The sequence below is a fragment of the Xanthomonas protegens genome (assembly GCF_038442435.1).
In the GTDB taxonomy this organism is placed as follows: Bacteria; Pseudomonadota; Gammaproteobacteria; order Xanthomonadales; family Xanthomonadaceae; genus Xanthomonas_A; species Xanthomonas_A sontii.
In genome coordinates this window covers 1-17,179 of record NZ_JAQJCQ010000011.1, presented here as the reverse complement: position 1 = coordinate 17,179, position 17,179 = coordinate 1, and the positions used below count along the sequence as shown (strand labels likewise).

Here is a 17,179-nt window from a genome sequence, read left to right as displayed (position 1 = left end):
CCGCCATGTGCGCCACACGCTCTATGCTGTGACCCTGCGTCACCTCCCGCCGCTGCGTTCCGAGGAACCCGCTGATGAACCTGCGTGATCTGAAATACCTGGTGGCGCTGGCCGATCACAAGCATTTCGGGCGCGCCGCCGCGGCCTGCTTCGTCAGCCAGCCGACGCTGTCCACGCAGATCAAGAAGCTCGAGGACGAACTGGGCGTGCCGCTGGTGGAGCGCGCGCCGCGCAAGGTCATGCTGACCCCGGCCGGGCGCGAGGCGGCCAGCCGCGCGCGCGGCATCGTCGCCGAGATCGAGCAGATGAAGGAGGCGGCGCGGCGCAGCCAGGATCCGGAAGCCGGCACCGTGCGCCTGGGCATCTTTCCCACGCTCGGCCCATACCTGCTGCCGCATGTGATCCCACGCATCCGCGCGCGCTTCCCGCAGCTGGAACTGCTGCTGATCGAAGAGAAGAGCGACGTGCTGCTGACCCGCCTGCGCGAAGGTCGGCTGGACGCGGCGCTGCTGGCGCTGCCGCTGCACGACGAGCAATTGCATGCCGAATTCCTGTTCGAGGAACCGTTCGTGCTGGCGGTGCCCGAGCAGCATCCGCTGGCGCGGCGGCCGACCCCGCTGACCATGGAGGAACTGCACGCGCAACGCCTGCTGCTGCTCGAGGACGGGCACTGCCTGCGCGACCAGGCGCTGGACGTGTGCCACCTGTCCGGCGCGCTGGAGAAGGCCGAGTTCCAGGCCACCAGCCTTGAGACGCTGCGGCAGATGGTCGCCGCCAACGTCGGCGTGACCCTGCTGCCGCTGCTGGCGGTGCAGCCGCCGGTGGCCAATCCGCCGAACCTGCGCCTGCTGCCATTCGCGCCCGACGGCGGGCCGAGCCGGCGCATCGCCATGCTGTGGCGGCGCAGTTCGGCGATGGGCGCGTTCCTGCAGCAACTGGCGCACCTGTTCGGTGCACTGCCCGAGGAGCTGTTCACGCTGCCGGCGCAGGCGTCGCTGCCGGACCAGGCGCCGCGCCAAGTGGCCTGAACAGGCCGACCGGCCGCAGCGTCGCATCGGCGCCGGCTTGCTTGCACAATGGGAACGGGGGCGGCGCGGTGCCGCCCCCGTTCGTTGTGTCATTCAACCGGAGCCTGTCCATGACCTCGCAACATCACAGCGGCCTGCCGCCATCGTTGATCGTCTCCAGCCGCGACCTCGCGCGCCTGGAAGCCCTGCTCGATTCCCCTGCCTTGCACCAGCACCCGGCCGCACAAGCGCTGGGCGCAGAACTCGACCGCGCCACCGTGATGGCGCCCGACCAGATTCCCCCCGGCATCGTCACCATGCATTCCCGCGTGGAGTGCGAAGACGAACTGCACGGCGAACGCCATCAGCTGACCCTGGTCTATCCGCACGAAGCCGATGCCGCGCATGCGCGCATCTCGGTGCTGGCCCCGGTCGGCAGCGCCCTGCTCGGCCTGGCCGTGGGCCAGTCCATCGACTGGCAGGCGCCCGGCGGACGCCCGCTGCGCCTGCGCGTGACCGCGGTGCAGCGCACCGACGACGACAACGCGCCCGCAGCGCGTTAACGTGCGCGGCCCTATCCTTGTCCCCACTCGTTTCCGAGAGATACCGATGACCTCTTCCGTCCCCTCCAAGCTCGCCCAGTTGCGCGAGTTGTCCGTGGTCGTGGCCGATACCGGCGACTATGACGCGATCAAGCGGCTCAAGCCGGTGGACTGCACCACCAATCCGACCCTGGTGAAGAAGGCGCTGGACCTGCCGGTCTACGCCGATCTGATCGACGAGGCGCTGGCCTGGGCGCGCGGCCAGGACGGCGACCACGCCGCCCTGGTCGACGAGATCGCCGACCGCCTGACCATCGGCGTCGGCGCCAAGCTCAGCGCGCTGGTGCCCGGCCGCGTGTCCACCGAGGTGGATGCCGACCTGGCCCACGACACCGCCGCCACCATCGCCAAGGCGCACAAGTTCATCGCCATGTACGCCGAGCGCGGCATCCCCAAGGACCGCATCCTGATCAAGGTCGCCGCGACCTGGGAAGGCATCGAGGCGGCGCGGCAGCTGCAGCAGGATGGCATCGACTGCAACCTGACCCTGATCTTCAACCGCACCCAGGCGCTGGCCTGCGCAGAGGCCGGGGTGTTCCTGATCTCGCCGTTCGTCGGCCGCATCCTCGACTGGTACGTTGCCAAGGGCCAGACCCCGGCGACCATCGACGAGGACCCGGGCGTGCAGTTCGTGCGCGGCGTCTACGATGAGTTCAAGCGCCGCGGTTCGGCGACCGTGGTGATGGGCGCCTCGTTCCGTTCCACCGCGCAGATCGAGGCGCTGGCCGGCTGCGACCGCCTGACCATCTCGCCGGACCTGCTGGAGAAGCTCGACGCCGACCACGGCCCGCTGCCGCGCAAGCTCTCGCCCGGCCAGGCCGACGGCGCCAAGATCGAGCCGATCGACGCCAAACGCTTCGCCGCCGACCTGGCCGCCGACCCGATGGCCACCGAGAAGCTGGCCGGCGGCATCGACACCTTCGCCAAGGACCTGCAGGCCCTGCGCGACACGATCCGGCACAAGCTGATCAGCTGAGCGTTGTGCCTGCACCCCAAGCGCGGTGACGCTGCGCTTGGGGTGCCGGGAATAGGGAAACGGGAATAGGGAAACGGGAAAAGCGAGTCCCCGTTTCTCTGCCGTCTCCCGATCGATTCGATGACGTCTGCACGCGGCCGCACTGCGCGAGCGCGAAGGCGCACGCGCCACAAACGCCGAAAACAGACGTAGGTGCAGCGGACATCACCTGCGGCGCTTTCGACACCACGTTGGCGCGGCCACAACTTTTCCCGGGCTATGCTGCGCGCCCGAGTGCAGAGGCAAGGCAATGGCAACGATCGCAGTGGTGATGGTGGACGGCGTGGCGGACTGGGAGATCGGCACCATCCTGCCGGCGGCGCGGGCCTGGTTCGGCGACACGATCCAGATCGCCAGCATCGACGGCAAGCCCATCACCTCGATCGGCGGCCTGGAGCTGCACCCCACCTATGCGCTGTCGGACCTGGCGCCGTTGGACGCCGACCTGTGGCTGCTGCCCGGCAGCGATCGCTGGCAGGCCGGCGAGATCCCAGGACTGAGCGCACTGCTGCAGCAGCGCCTGGAGGCGGGCCGCGGCGTGGCGGCGATCTGCGGTGCAACCCTGGCGCTGGCCTACGCCGGCCTGCTCGATACCCGTCCGCACACCAGCAATTCCGAAGCCTTCCTGCGCGAGCACGCCGGCGTCTATGCCGGCAGCGCGTATTACCAGGAACGCCGCGTGGTCAGCGCTAGCGGTCTGATCACCGCTCCCGGCACCAGCCCGGTCAGCTTCGCCGAGGAATGCCTGCGGCTGCTGCACCCCGAACGCGAGGAGCAGATCGCGCAGATGCGGCAGATGTTCGCGGCCGAGTTCGTCTAGCGCGACCAGTGCCACCTGTCATGCAGACGGCGGCGGCGCCGCATGCCTACACTTGTCGTCACGCCGTGAAGTACGCCACCGGCGGCTGAGCGCGGCGTCGCGGTCGCCCCGTGACTCGGGCGTCCCGCTCCCAGGTGCCCCAGCAGGGTGCTTCCACGACTTCGACAGGAGAAGGCGCATGCGCGGATGGATGACGCGTCGTTTGTTTTCGCTGGCGCTGGCCGCCGCCAGTGCCACCGGCATGGCCGCCACGCCGGCACCGACCCGGGTCGCGATCCTGGGAGTGGAGCACGCGGCGCAACTGGTCTCCGAACGCGACCAGCCGGGCGTGCTCGCGGCGTTCCTGGAGCAACTCGCGCCGGACGCGATCTGTATCGAACGCCCGCCGGAGCAGGCGGCGCGCGGTGACTACTACGAATACACCTACGAGGTGCAGGGCGTGATCCTGCCGTACGCCGCCGCGCGTCCCGTCGCCCTCTGTCCGATCGACTGGATGCCGCCGGTGGAGGACGCCAGACTCGGCTTCGGCATGGATCTGGACACGCCACTGGAACTGCGCCGCGAGCAGGGGTTCCAGGGCTTCCTGTCGTTCCCCGACAAGGCCGCCCTGCAGCGCGATTTCTTCGCGGCGGACGCGGCCGAGAACGTGGCCGCGGTGCGGAAGTGGGCGCAAACCCCGGCGCCGCGCGCCGACCAGGACCTGCCGCGGCGCCTGTATCTGTACCGCACCTTCCTGCAGGCCCAGCGCATCCGCGCCGCGGCGCTGGCGCACCCGGGCAAGACCGTGCTGGTCGTGGTCGGCTACTTCCACAAACCGGACCTGGAGGCGATCCTCGCGCACGATCCGGCGATCGCGCTGGTGCAGCCGTCGACGCTGGGACGCCCCGCCGCGGACGCGGTCGCGCGCGCCAGCACCGCGTCACAGCGCGCTGCGATCCTGGCCTTCAACCTGCTCGGCACCCAGGCCGAGACCGGCAACGTCGACTGGGCATGGATGCGCCGCGTCCTGGAGACGTACGCGACCGAGGCGCCGGCCGCCGAAACGGCGCTGTTGCGAACTCGCCTGGCCCTGCTGAGCGGCCAGATCGCGCCGGCCGAAGCGCGGCGCCGCTACGCGCAGCTCGCCGAGGACACGCCGGCCGAGCTGGCACTCGGCTGGACCGGCGTGCAGGACCGCACCCGCGTGGATTCGTTCTTCGATCCCTTCGGCAACCTGACGGTCCGCCAGCGCGCGACGCTGGAACTGGCACGGACCGACTATGCGCTCGGCCGCAGCCGTCACGGCGACGCGGCGATCGAACGGCTCAAGGCCGAGCTGTCGCCACGCAAGGCGCTGCAGTTGTCCGGCTATGCGGCACGGCTGCGGCCGGCCCCCGACAAACCCGACACGGGCATCGCCAAGTAGGCAGGGGGCGCCGGCCGATGGACGCTGCTGCGTCCCGGCGCGGTTCAGTCTCGTTTCTTGAGAGCGTGCCGTGGCTTCATGCGGCCGAGTTCAGTCCAGAGGCGCGCCATGTCACTCGTCGAGTTCGCAAGCCGCTACAGCAACCTCGCCGGCGTCATCGCAGCAGCCGGAGCCCTTCCCATGTTTTTTCTGAAATGGAGGACCGGCTTTCTCAGTCTCTCCGTGAAACGCACGCAACGCCTTTACGCGCTTTCCCTGGATGGTGCCTGGCGCACTGCGGATGCGGCTGCGTTGCAAATCGCGGTCGGCAATGCCATCGGCGGCAATCTCGACGGCGACGAAATCAGGATCGCGTTGGAACGCAGCAATGCGGCGAAGGTGCTGACTTACTGCAAGATGGCCAAAGGCATGATCGGGGTGTCGGACGACAAGTCGCACTTCGTGCCCAGAGGGATCTGGAAATCAGCCGGGAGCTATCGAAAAGGAGCCATTGCGCTATACGCGGCCGCATTCGTCCCCTGGTTGCTTGCACCGGCCGCCTTCAATCTCTTTGCGCCATCCAACCAAAGTGCTGGTGGGATTGCGCTGGCGATGTTGCTATCGACCCTCGTCCTGGCATGGCTCTCCGCGTGTGCGGAAGCCGCTTACCGTCTCACGAGCGACTTTGATCGGAGATACCCCAGGCTCCAGCCGCTCCCAGCCAGCAAAGGACGGACGAGGGCAGCGCGCAAGAAGCGTGCAGGCGCGCCGCAGCCGAGCGCGGGTCGGCCGCGGCGCAATCTCCGCGTTGAGACTCAGGCCTCCAGCCCGATCGGACAACTCACCCCGGTCCCGCCCAGCCCGCAGTAGCCACCCGGGTTCTTGGCCAGGTACTGCTGGTGCTCGTCCTCGGCGTAGTAGAACGGCGGCGCCGGGAAGCGGATCTCGGTGGTGATGGGGCCATAGCCGGCGGCGTCCAGGCGCTGCTGATAAGCGTCGCGGCTGGCCAGCGCGGCGTCGTACTGCGCCTGGGTGGTGCAGTAGATCGCCGAGCGGTACTGGGTGCCGGTGTCGTTGCCCTGGCGCATGCCCTGGGTCGGGTCGTGGCTTTCCCAGAAGGTCTGCAGCAACTGCTCGAAGGGCACGGTCTGCGGGTCGAACGCCACCAGCACCGCCTCGGTGTGGCCGGTCTGGCCGGAGCACACTTCGCGATAGGTGGCATTGGGCGTCACGCCGCCGGCGTAGCCGACCGCCGTGCTGAACACGCCGGGCAGCGACCAGAACTTGCGTTCGGCGCCCCAGAAACAGCCCAGGCCGAACTGCACCTGCTCCAGGCCGGCGAAGGCATCGCGCAAGGGATGGCCGTTGACGAAGTGGCGGTTGTGCAGCGGCAGCGGCTGCGCGCGTCCCGGCAGGCTCTCGCCCGGGCGCGGCAGGCGCTGCTTGAAGGCACCGATTCCCAACATGGCATGGACTCCTGGCAGCGACGGCGATGCCTTGTGGATGGCGCTGCCGGAGTCCGCTTTCAAGTGCGCCCGACCACCGCGGCGGCGGTGACTGACGCGGCGTTCACTTCGCTGCGGCGCTGGCCGTGGCGGCGGCGACCGGTTCCGGCATCGCCGAGCTGTGGTGGTTGATGATCAGCCAGCGACCGTCGCGCTTTTCGTAGACGAAGGTGTAGCGCGCCTGCACCTGGCGGGTGCTGCCGTCGGGATTGTTGAGGGTGAAGGTGTAGACGCCGGCGTCGACCGCGCTGTCGTCGTCGAGCAGCCGCACCTGGCGGTAGTTGATGGCGCCGCGCGGCTTGGCGGCGAGGAAGTGGCTGAAGTAGTCCTCGATCTCGGCGCGGCTGGCGCGGACCTGGTTGGACACCGTGGGCAGCAGCACGCCGTCGCGGGCGTACAGGTCGGCCACCCGCTGCGGATTGCCGGTGGCCAGCGCCGCGTTCCAGCGGTCGAACAGACCGGCGATCTCGCGCTCGGCACTGCTGGCCGGTGTCGCCGGCTGGCCGTCGTAGTGCATCGCCGGCGCGGCCAGCGCGGTGGAGGTGGTGGTCAGGCCCAGTGCCAGGGCGAACAGGATGCGACGCATGGGAAGTCTCCGCTTGCTGAGGGAATGCCGTCTCGGGGCGAAGCGAGTATCGGCAGCGGCGGCTTGCGCAAAATCCGCTGGGCGGCATATCCTCGAATATGCCGTTCGGCATACGGAGACGCGCCCGTGCACAGTCCTTCCAATGCAGGCCAGTGGCGTGAGGCACTGCGCCGCGACGCCGCCGACGCCGCGCGCTGGCAGGCCGTGGCCGCCGCCGCCACGGCGCTGCGCGAAGCCGGCGATGCCGCGCAGGCCGCTGCACACGTCCTGATACCCGCCAGCGCCCTGGTCGCGGCACCGCACGCCGCGGTGCTGGCGGTGCGCGGCGAGCGCTGCCTGGTGCTGGCCAGCCAGGGCGATGCCTTGCCGCCCGGTGCCAGCGTCGCCATCGAGGCGCCGGCCCATGCCTGGCGCCTGCGCGGCAATCCCGCCACCGAAGCCGGCGAACTGTGCCTGCCGATCGCCACGCTGGGCGTGCCGCTGGGCACGCTGTGCCTGGGCTGGGACGCCCGCACCGTGCCGGCGCCGGAGGACGTGCAGGCGCTGTCCGCGATCGCAGGGTTGCTGGCGCCGCTGGCGGCCGAACCGCCGCGTGCGCCGCGGCGGCGCAAACCGGCGCAGGCCGACCGCCTGGCCGTGCTCAGCGCGCGCGAGCGGCAGGTGCTGGCGCTGCTGTCGCGCGGGCTGACCAACGCCGCGCTCGGCGCCGAACTGGGCATCAGCGCCGGCACCGCCAAGGTCCACGTCGAGCGCATCCTGCACAAGCTGCAGGTGGCCGACCGCACCCAGGCCGCGGTGGTCGCGGTGCAGGCGGGGGTGGCGCTGTGAGGGCGCTGGCGCGGCGCTGGAACGACTGGCCGCTGACCCGCAAGAGCCTGGCGCTGGTGGCGCTGCCGCTGTTGCTGCTGGTGGCGGCGCTGGTGGCGATCTACAGCGTGGAGCGGCAGAACATCGCCGCCGAGAACGACGTGCGCCGCACCCTGCAGTTGCTCAGCGACCTGCATGAAGCGCATGCGTTGCTGGCCGAGACCGCCGCCGGCGTGCGCGGCTACCGGCTGGTGCGCCAGGACGCGTTCCTGACCCCGTACCGCGACGCCGAGCCGCGGCTGAAGACCGTGGTGCAGCGCCTGTCGCAACGCATCACCGACCCGCGCCAGGCGCAGCGCTTCGCCCGCATCCAGCCGCTGTTCGAGGAGAAGATGCAGGGCTGGCGGCGGCTGCTGGCGCCCGACCTGAGCCGCGAAGAAGAGATCCGCCAGTTGCGCGAGGGCAAGGTCACCCTCGACATCCTGCGTGCGGAACTGCGCGAACTGCGCAACTACGAGACCGCGCAGTTGCAGGTGCGCACGGCCAAGGCGCAGGCGCTGCGCCAGCGCAACCTGCTGATCACCCTGTGCGCGGCCATGCTGGGCGGGCTCGGCGCGGTGCTCGCGGTGGCCTGGTTCGCCTCGTCGCTGTCGCGGCGCCTGCGCCAGCTCTCGGCCAATGCCGACCGCCTCGGCGACGGCCGGCCGCTGGCGCCACAGCCGCCGGCCGGCGACGAACTGGGCCAGGTCGCGCAACGCCTGCAGCAGGCCAGCACCCTGCTCGCCGCGCGCGCCGAGGAAGCGCAGTCGGCGCGCCGCGAGGCCGAGAGCGCCAACCGCGCCAAGACCGAATTCCTCTCGCGCAGCAGCCACGAACTGCGTACGCCGCTCAACGCCATCCTCGGCTACGCGCAGGTGCTGGAGATGGACCTGCCGGGCGCGGCGCAGCGCGACCACCTGCAGCACATCCTCGGCGCCGGCCGGCACCTGCTGGGACTGATCACCGAACTGCTGGACATCGCCCGCATCGAGGCCGACCAACTCGACCTGAGCCCGCGGCCGGTGCCGGTACATGCCGCACTGGAAGAGGCGCTGGGCCTGGTCGCACCGGAGGCGCAGGCGCGCGGCATCGTGCTGCGGCCGCCGCAGTTGCCGCCGGAGTGGACCGTGCGCGCCGACCCGCAGCGGCTGCGCCAGGTGCTGATCAACCTGCTGTCCAACGCGATCAAGTTCAACCGTCCGGGTGGCGCGGTGTGGGTGAGCGCGACGCCCGAAGGCCAGTCCCTGGCGCTGAGCGTGCACGATCAGGGGCACGGTCTGACGCCGGCGCAGGTGCAACGATTGTTCACGCCGTTCGAGCGGCTCGGCGCCGAGCGCTCGGCGATCGAGGGCACCGGTCTGGGCCTGGCGCTGAGCAAGCGCCTGACCGAGGCGATGGGCGGGCGCATCGCCGTGGACAGCGGCCCGGACGGATCGCGTTTCACCATCGCGTTACCGCTGGACCGCCCACAGGCAGCGGCACTGCCTGACCCGGCCGTGATGGCGACGACGGCGAGCGGGATCCAGCGCCAGTTGCTGAGCGTGGAGGACAACCCGTCCAACCAGGCGCTGATCCGCACCCTGGTCGAACGCCGCCCGCACTGGCGCCTGCACGAGGCCGCCAGCCTGGCCCAGGCGCACGCGCATCTGCAGCAGGCCACGCCCGACCTGATCCTGCTCGACCTGCACCTGAGCGACGGCAACGGCGAGGATCTGCTGCAGGCGCTGCGCGCGCAGCCGCACACCGCGGCGATCCCGGTGGTGGTGATCAGCGCCGATGCCACCGCGACCACGCTGGCGCGCGTGCAAGGCGAGCCGGTGCGCGCCTACCTGACCAAGCCGCTGGACGTGGCCGACTTCTTCTCCGTTCTGGACCGACACCTCGCATGACCCGCAACGATGTCCTCGCCGCGCGCATCCTGATCGTCGACGACGAACCGGCCAACGTGCGCCTGCTGGAAGAACTGCTGCAGCGCGAAGGCTTCCGCCAGGTGGTGGCGACCACCGACCCGCAACGGGTGCTGGGCCTGGTCGCGGCGTTTGCACCGGACCTGATCCTGCTCGACCTGATGATGCCGGAGCTGGACGGCTACGCGATCCTGGAGCAACTGGCGCGGCTGGCCAGCCCGTCCAGCTTCCTGCCGGTGATCGTGCTCACCGCCGACCCCAGCCGCAGCGCCCGCCACCGCGCCCTCGGCCTGGGCGCCAAGGATTTCCTGACCAAGCCGCTGGACACCTTCGAAGTGGCCCTGCGCGTCTGGAACGTGGCCGAGACCGTGGTGCTGTTCAAGCGCCTGCGCGCGTTGGCCGTGGCGGATGCCGCGCCGCCGGGGTGGCTGACAGCCGGGATTGGGGATTAGGGATTGGGGATTGGGGATTCGCAACGGCAGCCCCCCGCTTTTGCCAATCCCCAATCCCGACTCCCCAATCCCAGCCCCCCAAACTACATCGCCCGCGTCACCTGCCCGCCCAGGCCCAGCGTCATCAGCACTTCCTGGGCCTTTTCCAGCAGTTCGTCGGCCACGCAGACCTGGACCACGCCGAACGGCAGTTCGCCGGCGCCGCCGAGCAGGGCCTCGCCGAACACGAAGGCGGTGATGCCGGCATCCTCCAGCGCGTGCTTGGCCAGGTGCGCATCGATCAGGTGCTGGGCGCGGTAGGCGATCTGCATGGTCGGTCTCTCAACCGTGAGCCGCGGCCCCAGGCATGACCTGGAGCGAAGACAAGCAAAACAGGCCCGTATACGGGTACGCCGACCGAGAAGGACGCATGACGCCAAGGGCAAGACGGAACGCCGGCATGCGGGCTTCTCTTGGGTGAATTGTTCCGCAGCCTACGCGCCAGGACGGCCGCCGACCAGCCCGGCCAAGCTAAAGCAGCGCTTTACTTACTATAAACTTGCGCTTTACTTAGTCTCCGACGCGCGCATGTCCGACACCCCCGCCACCGACGCCTCCGCCCCGGCCGAGAAGAAAGACTTCATCCGCCAGATCGTCCGCGAGGACCTGGCCAGCGGCAAGCACACGGCCATCCGCACCCGCTTCCCGCCCGAGCCCAACGGCTACCTGCACATCGGCCACGCCAAGGCGATCTGCCTGGACTTCGGCATCGCCGCCGAGTTCGGCGGGCGCTGCAACCTGCGCTTCGACGACACCAACCCGGCCAAGGAAGATCCCGAATTCGTCGCCGCGATCCAGGACGACGTGCGCTGGCTGGGCTTCGACTGGGCCGAGCTGCGCCACGCCTCGGACTATTTCGAGGTGTACTACCTGGCCGCCAAGAAGCTGATCCGCGACGGCCACGCCTTCGTCTGCGACCTCTCCGCCGAGCAGGTGCGCGAGTACCGCGGCACCCTCACCGAGCCGGGCCGCGACTCGCCCTACCGCACCCGCAGCGTCGAGGAGAACCTGGACCTGTTCCGGCGCATGCGCGCCGGCGAGTTCCCGGACGGTGCACGCACCCTGCGCGCCAAGATCGACATGAGCAGCGGCAACATCAACCTGCGCGACCCGGCGCTGTACCGGATCAAGCACGTCGAGCACCAGAACACCGGCAACGCCTGGCCGATCTACCCGATGTACGACTTCGCGCACTCGCTGGGCGATGCCGTGGAAGGCATCACCCACTCGCTGTGCACGCTGGAGTTCGAGGACCACCGCCCGCTGTACGACTGGTGCGTGGACAAGGTCGACCTGGCCGGCCACCCGGAGCTGCTGCAGCCGCTGCTGGACAAGGGCCTGCCGCGCGAAGCGGCCAAGCCGCGGCAGATCGAGTTCTCGCGGCTCAACATCAACTACACGGTGATGAGCAAGCGCAAGCTGACCCAACTGGTGACCGAAGGCCTGGTCGACGGCTGGGACGACCCGCGCATGTACACGCTGCAGGGCCTGCGCCGCCGCGGCTACACGCCGGCCGCACTGCGCCTGCTGGTCGACCGCGTCGGCATCAGCAAGCAGAACTCGGTGATCGATTTCTCGGTGCTCGAAGGCTGCCTGCGCGAAGACCTGGACGCGCACGCCGCGCGGCGCATGGCGGTGATCGAGCCGCTGAAGCTGGTGCTGAGCAACCTGCCGGAAGGCCACAGCGAAACGCTGACCTTCTCCAACCATCCCAAGGACGAGAGCTTCGGCACGCGCGAAGTGCCGTTCTCGCGCGAACTGTGGATCGAGCGCGAGGATTTCGCCGAAGTCCCGCCCAAGGGCTGGAAGCGGCTGGTGCCGGGCGGCGAAGTACGCCTGCGCGGCGCCGGCATCGCCCGCGTCGACGAGGTGATCAAGAACGACGCCGGGCAGATCGTGGAACTGCGCGGCTGGCTAGACCCGGAATCGCGTCCGGGCATGGAAGGCGCCAACCGCAAGGTCAAGGGCACCATCCATTGGGTCAGCGCCGCGCACGCGGTGGAGGCCGAGATTCGCCTGTACGACCGCCTGTTCTCGGTGGAAAAGCCCGACGACGAGTCCGACGGCAAGACCTACCGCGACCACCTCAACCCCGACTCCAAGCGCAGCGTGCGCGGCTACGTCGAACCCGCCGCCGCACAGGCCGCGCCGGAGCAGGCGTTCCAGTTCGAGCGCACCGGCTATTTCGTCGCCGACCGCTACGACCACCGCGCCGACGCGCCTGTGTTCAACCGCAGCGTGACCCTGCGCGATACGTGGAGCGGCGGCCAGGGCGGCGCCTGACGCAGTGCGCGTGCGGTCCTTGCGGCCGCACGCGCCAGCGCCCCGTTGGCCAGCGCCGGCCGATACGGCACCAGGTCTCCGCACCGCATCGCCGGCACCCGCCTCGATGAAACGCTTGAAGCGTCTGTAGGAGCGGCTTCAGCCGCGAGGGGCCTTACCGGGAACCCAGGGTCGCGGCTGAAGCCGCTCCTACGACGACAGCACCCCATCCGCCTGTTGCGAATCTCGAATTCCGAATCCCCAATCCCGGCCCTTCCCCCGCCACCAGCCGCGCGCTAGCGTAACGGGCATGTCCCCCGCCCCGTCCTTCAGCCTGCGCAGCTACGGCCGCGATGGCGCCGCCCATCAGCATGGCCACGTGCAACTGGTGCTGCCGCTGCACGGCACGCTGGAACTGGAAGTGGACGGCCGCGGCGGCTATCTGGACCGTTTCCGCGCCGCGGTGGTCGCGCCGCAGACGCGGCATGCGCAATCCGCGCTGGACGCCAACCGCTTCCTGGTCGTCGATTGCCCCACCGATGCCTTCGGCGACGACGCGCTGGAGCGCCTGCGGCGGCGGCCCTTCCTCGACCTGCCCCCACCCTTGCAGCAGCTGCTCGCCGCGCAGGCTCCGCATCCCAACCTCGCGATGGCCCATGCCCAGGCCGGCGCCGCCGTGCTGGCCTGGCTGCAGGCAGACACCGCGCCGCGCGGCTGGCAGCGACTGCAGGCGCTGTGCCGATGCATCGAAGCCGCGCCCGGCCAGGACTGGCCGGTGCGGCGCATGGCGCAGCTGGCGCACCTGAGCCCGAGCCGCCTGCACGCGCTGTTTCGCGCCGCGCTGGGGCGCACGCCGCAGGACTGGGTCGCCGCACGGCGGCTGGACTGGGTGCGCCGGCAACTGGCGCACGGCGACCGACCGATCTCATCGCTGGCCCAGGACAGCGGCTATGCCGACCAGAGCGCGCTGACCCGCGCGCTGAAGCGCAGCACCGGGCAGACCCCGGCCGCCTACCGCCGCCGCCATCGCCCGGCGCCAGGACAGGAGTCTGGGACAAGCCGGCGCCCGCAGGCGCCGGCATGCTGAGCCGTCACGGCTGACACGACCGATACGGAAACGAACCGCATGCGCGAACGTCTATGGGCAGGGGTCGGCAGCGGCATGGCCGCGGGCGCGCTGTGGGGCCTGGTGTTCCTGGCGCCGCAATTGCTCAGCGCCTTCTCGCCGCTGCAACTGGCGGTCTCGCGCTACCTGGCCTATGGCGCCATCGCCGCGGTGGTGCTGCTGCCGCGCTGGCGCGCCGCGACCACGCCGTTGGGCGCCGCCGAATGGTGGGCGCTGGTGCGCCTGAGCCTGCTCGGCAACATCGTCTACTACGTGCTGCTGGGCAGCGCCGTGCAGTGGGCCGGCGGCGCCGCCACCGCGCTGATCATCGGCCTGTTGCCGGCGGCGGTCACCGTGATCGGCTCGCGCGCGGCCGGCGCGGTGCGGTTGCGCCGGCTGGCCGCGCCCTGCGCGCTGTGCGTGCTCGGGGTGGCGCTGGTCGCGGTGCAGACCCTGGCCGTGGCGCGGCCGCACATTCCGGCCAGCCTCGGCCTGCGCGCAGCCGGCCTGGCCTGTGCGGTCGGCGCGCTGGCGTGCTGGACCGCCTATTCGATCAAGAACGCGCGCTGGCTGCGGCGGCGCGCGGACCTGTCCGGCCGCGACTGGTCGCTGCTGACCGGCGTGGTCACCGGCGCGCTGGCCCTGACCCTGGCGCTGCCGGCCTTCGCCCTGGCCGGCACGGTCCATGCCGGCGCCGACTGGATGCGCTTCTGGGGCATGGCGCTGGTGCTGGCGCTGTTCGCCTCGGTCATCGGCAACGCCTGTTGGAACCACGCCAGCCGGTTGCTGCCGCTGACCCTGGTCGGGCAGATGATCGTGTTCGAGACCGTGTTCGCGCTGCTGTACGGCTTCCTCTGGGAGCAGCGCTGGCCGACCGCGCTGGAACTGCTGGCGATCGCCTGCCTGCTCGGCGGCGTCTTGTGGTGCACCCTGGTGCACGCGCGGCCGCAGCCCGCTGCGCACGAAGCCAAGCCCGGTTAAGCCGCGCTGCCTAGACTGGCGCAGATCCTCCTCACGGGAATCGCGCCATGCACAGCGTCCTGCGCCGTTGCTGCCCCGCTCTCGCGCTGGTCATCGCATTCGCCGGCTGCAGCAACGCCTCCACCGCACCGTCCGACGCGACACCGGATTCGGCCGCCGCCACGAGCGCGCCGGTGGCGACCGGCAAGTGCGACGCCGTCCCCGACCATCCCTACGACCTGCCGGCCGGGCGCTTCGATGAGGTGTCGCAGCAACTGGCCCACGCCACCGGCTGCATGGTCGTGTACCGCGATCCCGGCCTCGCGTCGTTGCCGGTCAACGCGGTGAAGGGACAGGTCAGCATCCGCCAGGCGCTGCATCAGGCGCTGGACGGCACGGCGCTGCGGATCGCGCAGGACGACGCCGATGCGATGACCATCGTGCGCCGCTGACCCGGCGGCGGCGCGGTGGGTTGCTACCATGGCCGCACTCCATAGCACGGAAGATCGCCATGCCCCGCCATTTCGCGTCGTTGCTGTGCTCCCTGTGCCTGCTCGCCGGCATGCTGCTGTCCAGCGCCTGCGCGCGCAGCGAAACCGCCAAGCCGTCGGAGCCGACACCGGCGCCGGCACCCACGGCATCCGCGCCCGGCCTGCCGGTGAAGGTCGACAGCAGTTGCCGCACCGATGCCGACTGCACGGTCAAGAACGTCGGCAACTGCTGCGGGGCGATGCCGGCCTGCGTCAATCGCGACAGCCCCACCGATCCGCAGGGGGTGATGGCGCAGTGCCAGGCCAGCGGGCGCATGAGCGTGTGCGGCTCGCGCGCGATCGCCGGCTGCTCCTGCGTGGCCGGACAATGCAGCGCGCGCCCCGCGCAAGCCGATACACTGCGCGCCCCCCAGCCTGCCGAAACCGTCCGCTGATGCTCTACGCGCAAGTCCACCTCACCCTGCCCGCCTGGATCCACGACGCGGTCGATCCGCAGGCCGTCTACGCCAGCGACGCCGACAAGGTCGCGCTGGCGGTGGAACTGTCGCGGCTGAACGTGGACGCCGGCAGCGGCGGCCCGTTCGGCGCGGCGGTGTTCGGCCCGGACCACCGCATCATCGCCGTCGGCGTGAATCGCGTGGTGCCGCAGACCACCTCGCTGGCGCATGCCGAGAACATGGCCTACATGCTGGCCCAGCAGCGCCTGCAGACCCCGCGGCTGAACGCGGTGCTGTCGCCGGTGACCCTGGCCACCTCCTCGCAGCCATGCTGCCAGTGCTACGGCGCCACCATCTGGGCCGGGATCGACCGTCTGCTGATCGGCGCCAGCGCCGAGGACGTGATGGCGCTGACCCCGTTCGACGAAGGCCCGCTGCCGGCGGACTGGGTCGGCGAGCTGCAGCGCCGCGGCATCGAGGTGGTGCGCGGCCTGCACCGCGACGCCGCCTGCGCGGTGCTGCGCCGCTACGGCGAACTCGACAGCCCCCGCTACTGACCCCGCCGGAAGGCTTGCCCATGTCCTTCGAGAACGGCCCGCTGGTCCATGGCCTGCTGTGCTACTGCCGGCCCGGCTTCGAACCCGAGCTCGCGGCCGAACTCAACGCCCGCGCCGGCGATGCCGGGCTGGCCGCCTACGCCCGCACCGAGCGCAACAGCGGCTACGCGCTGCTGCTCAGCGACACGGCGGTGCCGGCGCAGGCGCTGCCCTGGCGCGGGCTGATCTTCGCCCGGCAGAAGCTGCAGTTGCTGGCCGAACTGCGCGAGCTGCCGGCCAGCGACCGCATCGCGCCGATCCTGCAGGCCCTGACCGGGCAGCCGCGCTTCGGCGACCTGTGGGTCGAACATCCGGACTCGGATGCCGGCAAACCGCTGTCGGGGCTGGCGCGCAGCTTCGGCAACGCGCTGCGCCCGGCGCTGCGCAAGGCCGGCCTGCTCAGCGACAAGCCGCAGCCGCGGCTGCCGCGCCTGCACGTGTGCTTCGTGACCGGCACCCACGCCCTGCTGGCGGTGGCCGACGGCGAGGACAGCGCGCCGTGGCCGCTGGGCATCCCGCGCCTCAAATTGTTGCCGGAGGCGCCCTCGCGCTCGGCCCTGAAACTGGAAGAAGCGCTGCTGGCGCTGCTGACCCCGCACGAGCGCGAGACGCTGCTGCGCCCGGGCATGCGCGCCGCCGACCTCGGCGCCGCCCCGGGCGGCTGGACCTGGGTGCTGACCCGCCAGCACCTGCACGTGACCAGCGTGGACAACGGCCCGCTGCGCCAGCACGTGCTCGACAGCGGCCTGGTCGACCACCTGCGCGCCGACGGCTTCCACTGGAAACCGCCGCAGCCGCTGGACTGGATGGTCTGCGACATGGTCGAGCAACCGCGCCGCGTCGCCGAGCGCATGGCCACCTGGTTCCGCGAGGGCTGGTGCCGGCACGCGATCTTCAATTTGAAGCTGCCGATGAAGAAGCGCTGGGACGAGACCCGGCTGTGCCTGGACCTGTTCGCCGAGCGTGCCGAGCGCCCGCTGCAGTTGCGCGCCAAGCAGCTCTACCACGACCGCGAAGAGATCACGGTGCTGGCGATCCCGGGCTGAGCGGTCGCGCGTCCACATCCGGTGTTTCGTAGGGGCGGGGTGAGCCCCCCAGTGGTTTCAAGGGAACCCAAACCCGCGGGATGCCCCACAAACCACAGCGCCTTGGCGTCGCCCCCCCC

General features: G+C 70.6%; 19 protein-coding genes. 16 read left to right on the top strand and 3 right to left on the bottom strand.

Going from position 1 to position 17,179, the window contains the following annotated elements; translation table 11 throughout:
- The first annotated feature begins 74 nt into the window (after positions 1–74).
- The 6 genes from PIQ37_RS13280 (at position 75) to PIQ37_RS13255 (ending at position 5,698) form a co-directional block, all read left to right on the top strand.
- Positions 75–1,028, top strand: coding sequence for a LysR substrate-binding domain-containing protein (locus PIQ37_RS13280; protein WP_267095773.1), 954 nt, complete (start codon positions 75–77; stop codon positions 1,026–1,028).
- A gap of 110 nt (positions 1,029–1,138) precedes the next feature.
- Positions 1,139–1,570, top strand: coding sequence for a nucleoside diphosphate kinase regulator (gene rnk / locus PIQ37_RS13275; RefSeq protein ID WP_048490010.1), 432 nt, complete (start codon positions 1,139–1,141; stop codon positions 1,568–1,570).
- Positions 1,571–1,616: 46 nt separating this feature from the next.
- Entirely contained in the window at positions 1,617–2,585 is a 969-nt protein-coding gene (gene tal / locus PIQ37_RS13270; protein WP_342073841.1) for a transaldolase, read from the top strand.
- A 289-nt stretch (positions 2,586–2,874) separates the two neighbouring features.
- Positions 2,875–3,444, top strand: a complete 570-nt coding sequence (locus PIQ37_RS13265) for a type 1 glutamine amidotransferase family protein (protein WP_342073840.1) — start codon at positions 2,875–2,877, stop codon at positions 3,442–3,444.
- A gap of 190 nt (positions 3,445–3,634) precedes the next feature.
- Entirely contained in the window at positions 3,635–4,849 is a 1,215-nt protein-coding gene (locus PIQ37_RS13260) for a hypothetical protein (RefSeq protein WP_342073839.1), read from the top strand.
- Positions 4,850–4,957: 108 nt separating this feature from the next.
- Positions 4,958–5,698, top strand: a complete 741-nt coding sequence (locus PIQ37_RS13255) for a hypothetical protein (protein WP_342073838.1) — start codon at positions 4,958–4,960, stop codon at positions 5,696–5,698.
- Here the strand turns inward: PIQ37_RS13255 and msrA are convergent.
- Both msrA and PIQ37_RS13245 read right to left on the bottom strand, forming a co-directional pair.
- Complete coding sequence (gene msrA, locus PIQ37_RS13250; RefSeq protein WP_342073837.1) at positions 5,644–6,294, bottom strand: peptide-methionine (S)-S-oxide reductase MsrA; 651 nt, start codon at positions 6,292–6,294, stop codon at positions 5,644–5,646. The two genes, PIQ37_RS13255 and msrA, sit on opposite strands and share 55 nt — an antisense overlap.
- Before the next feature lie 103 nt (positions 6,295–6,397).
- Complete coding sequence (locus PIQ37_RS13245; protein WP_017915099.1) at positions 6,398–6,919, bottom strand: SgcJ/EcaC family oxidoreductase; 522 nt, start codon at positions 6,917–6,919, stop codon at positions 6,398–6,400.
- Between the two features lie 126 nt (positions 6,920–7,045).
- Here PIQ37_RS13245 and PIQ37_RS13240 point away from each other — a divergent pair, with 126 nt between their 5' ends.
- The 3 genes from PIQ37_RS13240 to PIQ37_RS13230 are packed head-to-tail and all read left to right on the top strand — an operon-like array spanning position 7,046 to position 10,124.
- Positions 7,046–7,747, top strand: coding sequence for a helix-turn-helix transcriptional regulator (locus tag PIQ37_RS13240; RefSeq protein WP_342073836.1), 702 nt, complete (start codon positions 7,046–7,048; stop codon positions 7,745–7,747).
- Positions 7,744–9,654, top strand: a complete 1,911-nt coding sequence (locus tag PIQ37_RS13235) for an ATP-binding protein (RefSeq protein WP_342073835.1) — start codon at positions 7,744–7,746, stop codon at positions 9,652–9,654. The genes PIQ37_RS13240 and PIQ37_RS13235 overlap by 4 nt, the downstream gene beginning before the upstream one ends.
- Complete coding sequence (locus tag PIQ37_RS13230) at positions 9,651–10,124, top strand: response regulator (RefSeq protein WP_342073834.1); 474 nt, start codon at positions 9,651–9,653, stop codon at positions 10,122–10,124. Before PIQ37_RS13235 ends, PIQ37_RS13230 begins: the two co-directional genes overlap by 4 nt.
- Positions 10,125–10,207: 83 nt before the next feature.
- On the opposite strand, the gene PIQ37_RS13225 is transcribed toward PIQ37_RS13230, so the two are convergent.
- Positions 10,208–10,435 carry a putative signal transducing protein gene (locus PIQ37_RS13225; protein WP_017912582.1) on the bottom strand — a complete coding sequence of 76 codons (228 nt, stop codon included), beginning with the start codon at positions 10,433–10,435 and terminating at the stop codon, positions 10,208–10,210.
- 256 nt (positions 10,436–10,691) lie between these two features.
- On the opposite strand from PIQ37_RS13225, the gene PIQ37_RS13220 reads away from it, so the two are divergent.
- The 7 genes from PIQ37_RS13220 (at position 10,692) to rlmM (ending at position 17,060) form a co-directional block, all read left to right on the top strand.
- Complete coding sequence (locus tag PIQ37_RS13220; RefSeq protein ID WP_342073833.1) at positions 10,692–12,446, top strand: glutamine--tRNA ligase/YqeY domain fusion protein; 1,755 nt, start codon at positions 10,692–10,694, stop codon at positions 12,444–12,446.
- Positions 12,447–12,735: 289 nt separating this feature from the next.
- The gene (locus tag PIQ37_RS13215) at positions 12,736–13,512 is read left to right on the top strand and encodes a helix-turn-helix transcriptional regulator (protein ID WP_342073832.1); all 777 of its coding nucleotides are present in this window, start codon (positions 12,736–12,738) and stop codon (positions 13,510–13,512) included.
- 39 nt (positions 13,513–13,551) lie between these two features.
- A complete protein-coding gene (locus tag PIQ37_RS13210) occupies positions 13,552–14,511 on the top strand; it encodes a DMT family transporter (RefSeq protein ID WP_342073831.1) in 960 nt (319 codons plus the stop codon).
- A gap of 47 nt (positions 14,512–14,558) precedes the next feature.
- A complete protein-coding gene (locus PIQ37_RS13205; RefSeq protein WP_342073830.1) occupies positions 14,559–14,942 on the top strand; it encodes an STN domain-containing protein in 384 nt (127 codons plus the stop codon).
- Positions 14,943–15,001: 59 nt separating this feature from the next.
- Entirely contained in the window at positions 15,002–15,415 is a 414-nt protein-coding gene (locus tag PIQ37_RS13200; protein ID WP_342073829.1) for a hypothetical protein, read from the top strand.
- Positions 15,415–15,975: a nucleoside deaminase gene (locus tag PIQ37_RS13195; RefSeq protein WP_010340017.1), complete on the top strand. Its 561-nt coding sequence runs from the start codon at positions 15,415–15,417 to the stop codon at positions 15,973–15,975. Before PIQ37_RS13200 ends, PIQ37_RS13195 begins: the two co-directional genes overlap by 1 nt.
- A gap of 20 nt (positions 15,976–15,995) precedes the next feature.
- Positions 15,996–17,060 carry a 23S rRNA (cytidine(2498)-2'-O)-methyltransferase RlmM gene (rlmM, locus tag PIQ37_RS13190; RefSeq protein ID WP_342073828.1) on the top strand — a complete coding sequence of 355 codons (1,065 nt, stop codon included), beginning with the start codon at positions 15,996–15,998 and terminating at the stop codon, positions 17,058–17,060.
- The last annotated feature ends 119 nt before the right edge of the window (positions 17,061–17,179 follow it).

Coding starts and splice junctions, on each gene's coding strand:
- PIQ37_RS13280 (WP_267095773.1), top strand. CDS start 75: ATGAACCTGCGTGATCTGAAATACCTGGTGGCGCTGGCCGATCACAAG.
- rnk (WP_048490010.1), top strand. CDS start 1,139: ATGACCTCGCAACATCACAGCGGCCTGCCGCCATCGTTGATCGTCTCC.
- tal (WP_342073841.1), top strand. CDS start 1,617: ATGACCTCTTCCGTCCCCTCCAAGCTCGCCCAGTTGCGCGAGTTGTCC.
- PIQ37_RS13265 (WP_342073840.1), top strand. CDS start 2,875: ATGGCAACGATCGCAGTGGTGATGGTGGACGGCGTGGCGGACTGGGAG.
- PIQ37_RS13260 (WP_342073839.1), top strand. CDS start 3,635: ATGACGCGTCGTTTGTTTTCGCTGGCGCTGGCCGCCGCCAGTGCCACC.
- PIQ37_RS13255 (WP_342073838.1), top strand. CDS start 4,958: ATGTCACTCGTCGAGTTCGCAAGCCGCTACAGCAACCTCGCCGGCGTC.
- msrA (WP_342073837.1), bottom strand. CDS start 6,294: ATGTTGGGAATCGGTGCCTTCAAGCAGCGCCTGCCGCGCCCGGGCGAG.
- PIQ37_RS13245 (WP_017915099.1), bottom strand. CDS start 6,919: ATGCGTCGCATCCTGTTCGCCCTGGCACTGGGCCTGACCACCACCTCC.
- PIQ37_RS13230 (WP_342073834.1), top strand. CDS start 9,651: ATGACCCGCAACGATGTCCTCGCCGCGCGCATCCTGATCGTCGACGAC.
- PIQ37_RS13225 (WP_017912582.1), bottom strand. CDS start 10,435: ATGCAGATCGCCTACCGCGCCCAGCACCTGATCGATGCGCACCTGGCC.
- PIQ37_RS13220 (WP_342073833.1), top strand. CDS start 10,692: ATGTCCGACACCCCCGCCACCGACGCCTCCGCCCCGGCCGAGAAGAAA.
- PIQ37_RS13215 (WP_342073832.1), top strand. CDS start 12,736: ATGTCCCCCGCCCCGTCCTTCAGCCTGCGCAGCTACGGCCGCGATGGC.
- PIQ37_RS13210 (WP_342073831.1), top strand. CDS start 13,552: ATGCGCGAACGTCTATGGGCAGGGGTCGGCAGCGGCATGGCCGCGGGC.
- PIQ37_RS13205 (WP_342073830.1), top strand. CDS start 14,559: ATGCACAGCGTCCTGCGCCGTTGCTGCCCCGCTCTCGCGCTGGTCATC.
- PIQ37_RS13200 (WP_342073829.1), top strand. CDS start 15,002: ATGCCCCGCCATTTCGCGTCGTTGCTGTGCTCCCTGTGCCTGCTCGCC.
- PIQ37_RS13195 (WP_010340017.1), top strand. CDS start 15,415: ATGCTCTACGCGCAAGTCCACCTCACCCTGCCCGCCTGGATCCACGAC.
- rlmM (WP_342073828.1), top strand. CDS start 15,996: ATGTCCTTCGAGAACGGCCCGCTGGTCCATGGCCTGCTGTGCTACTGC.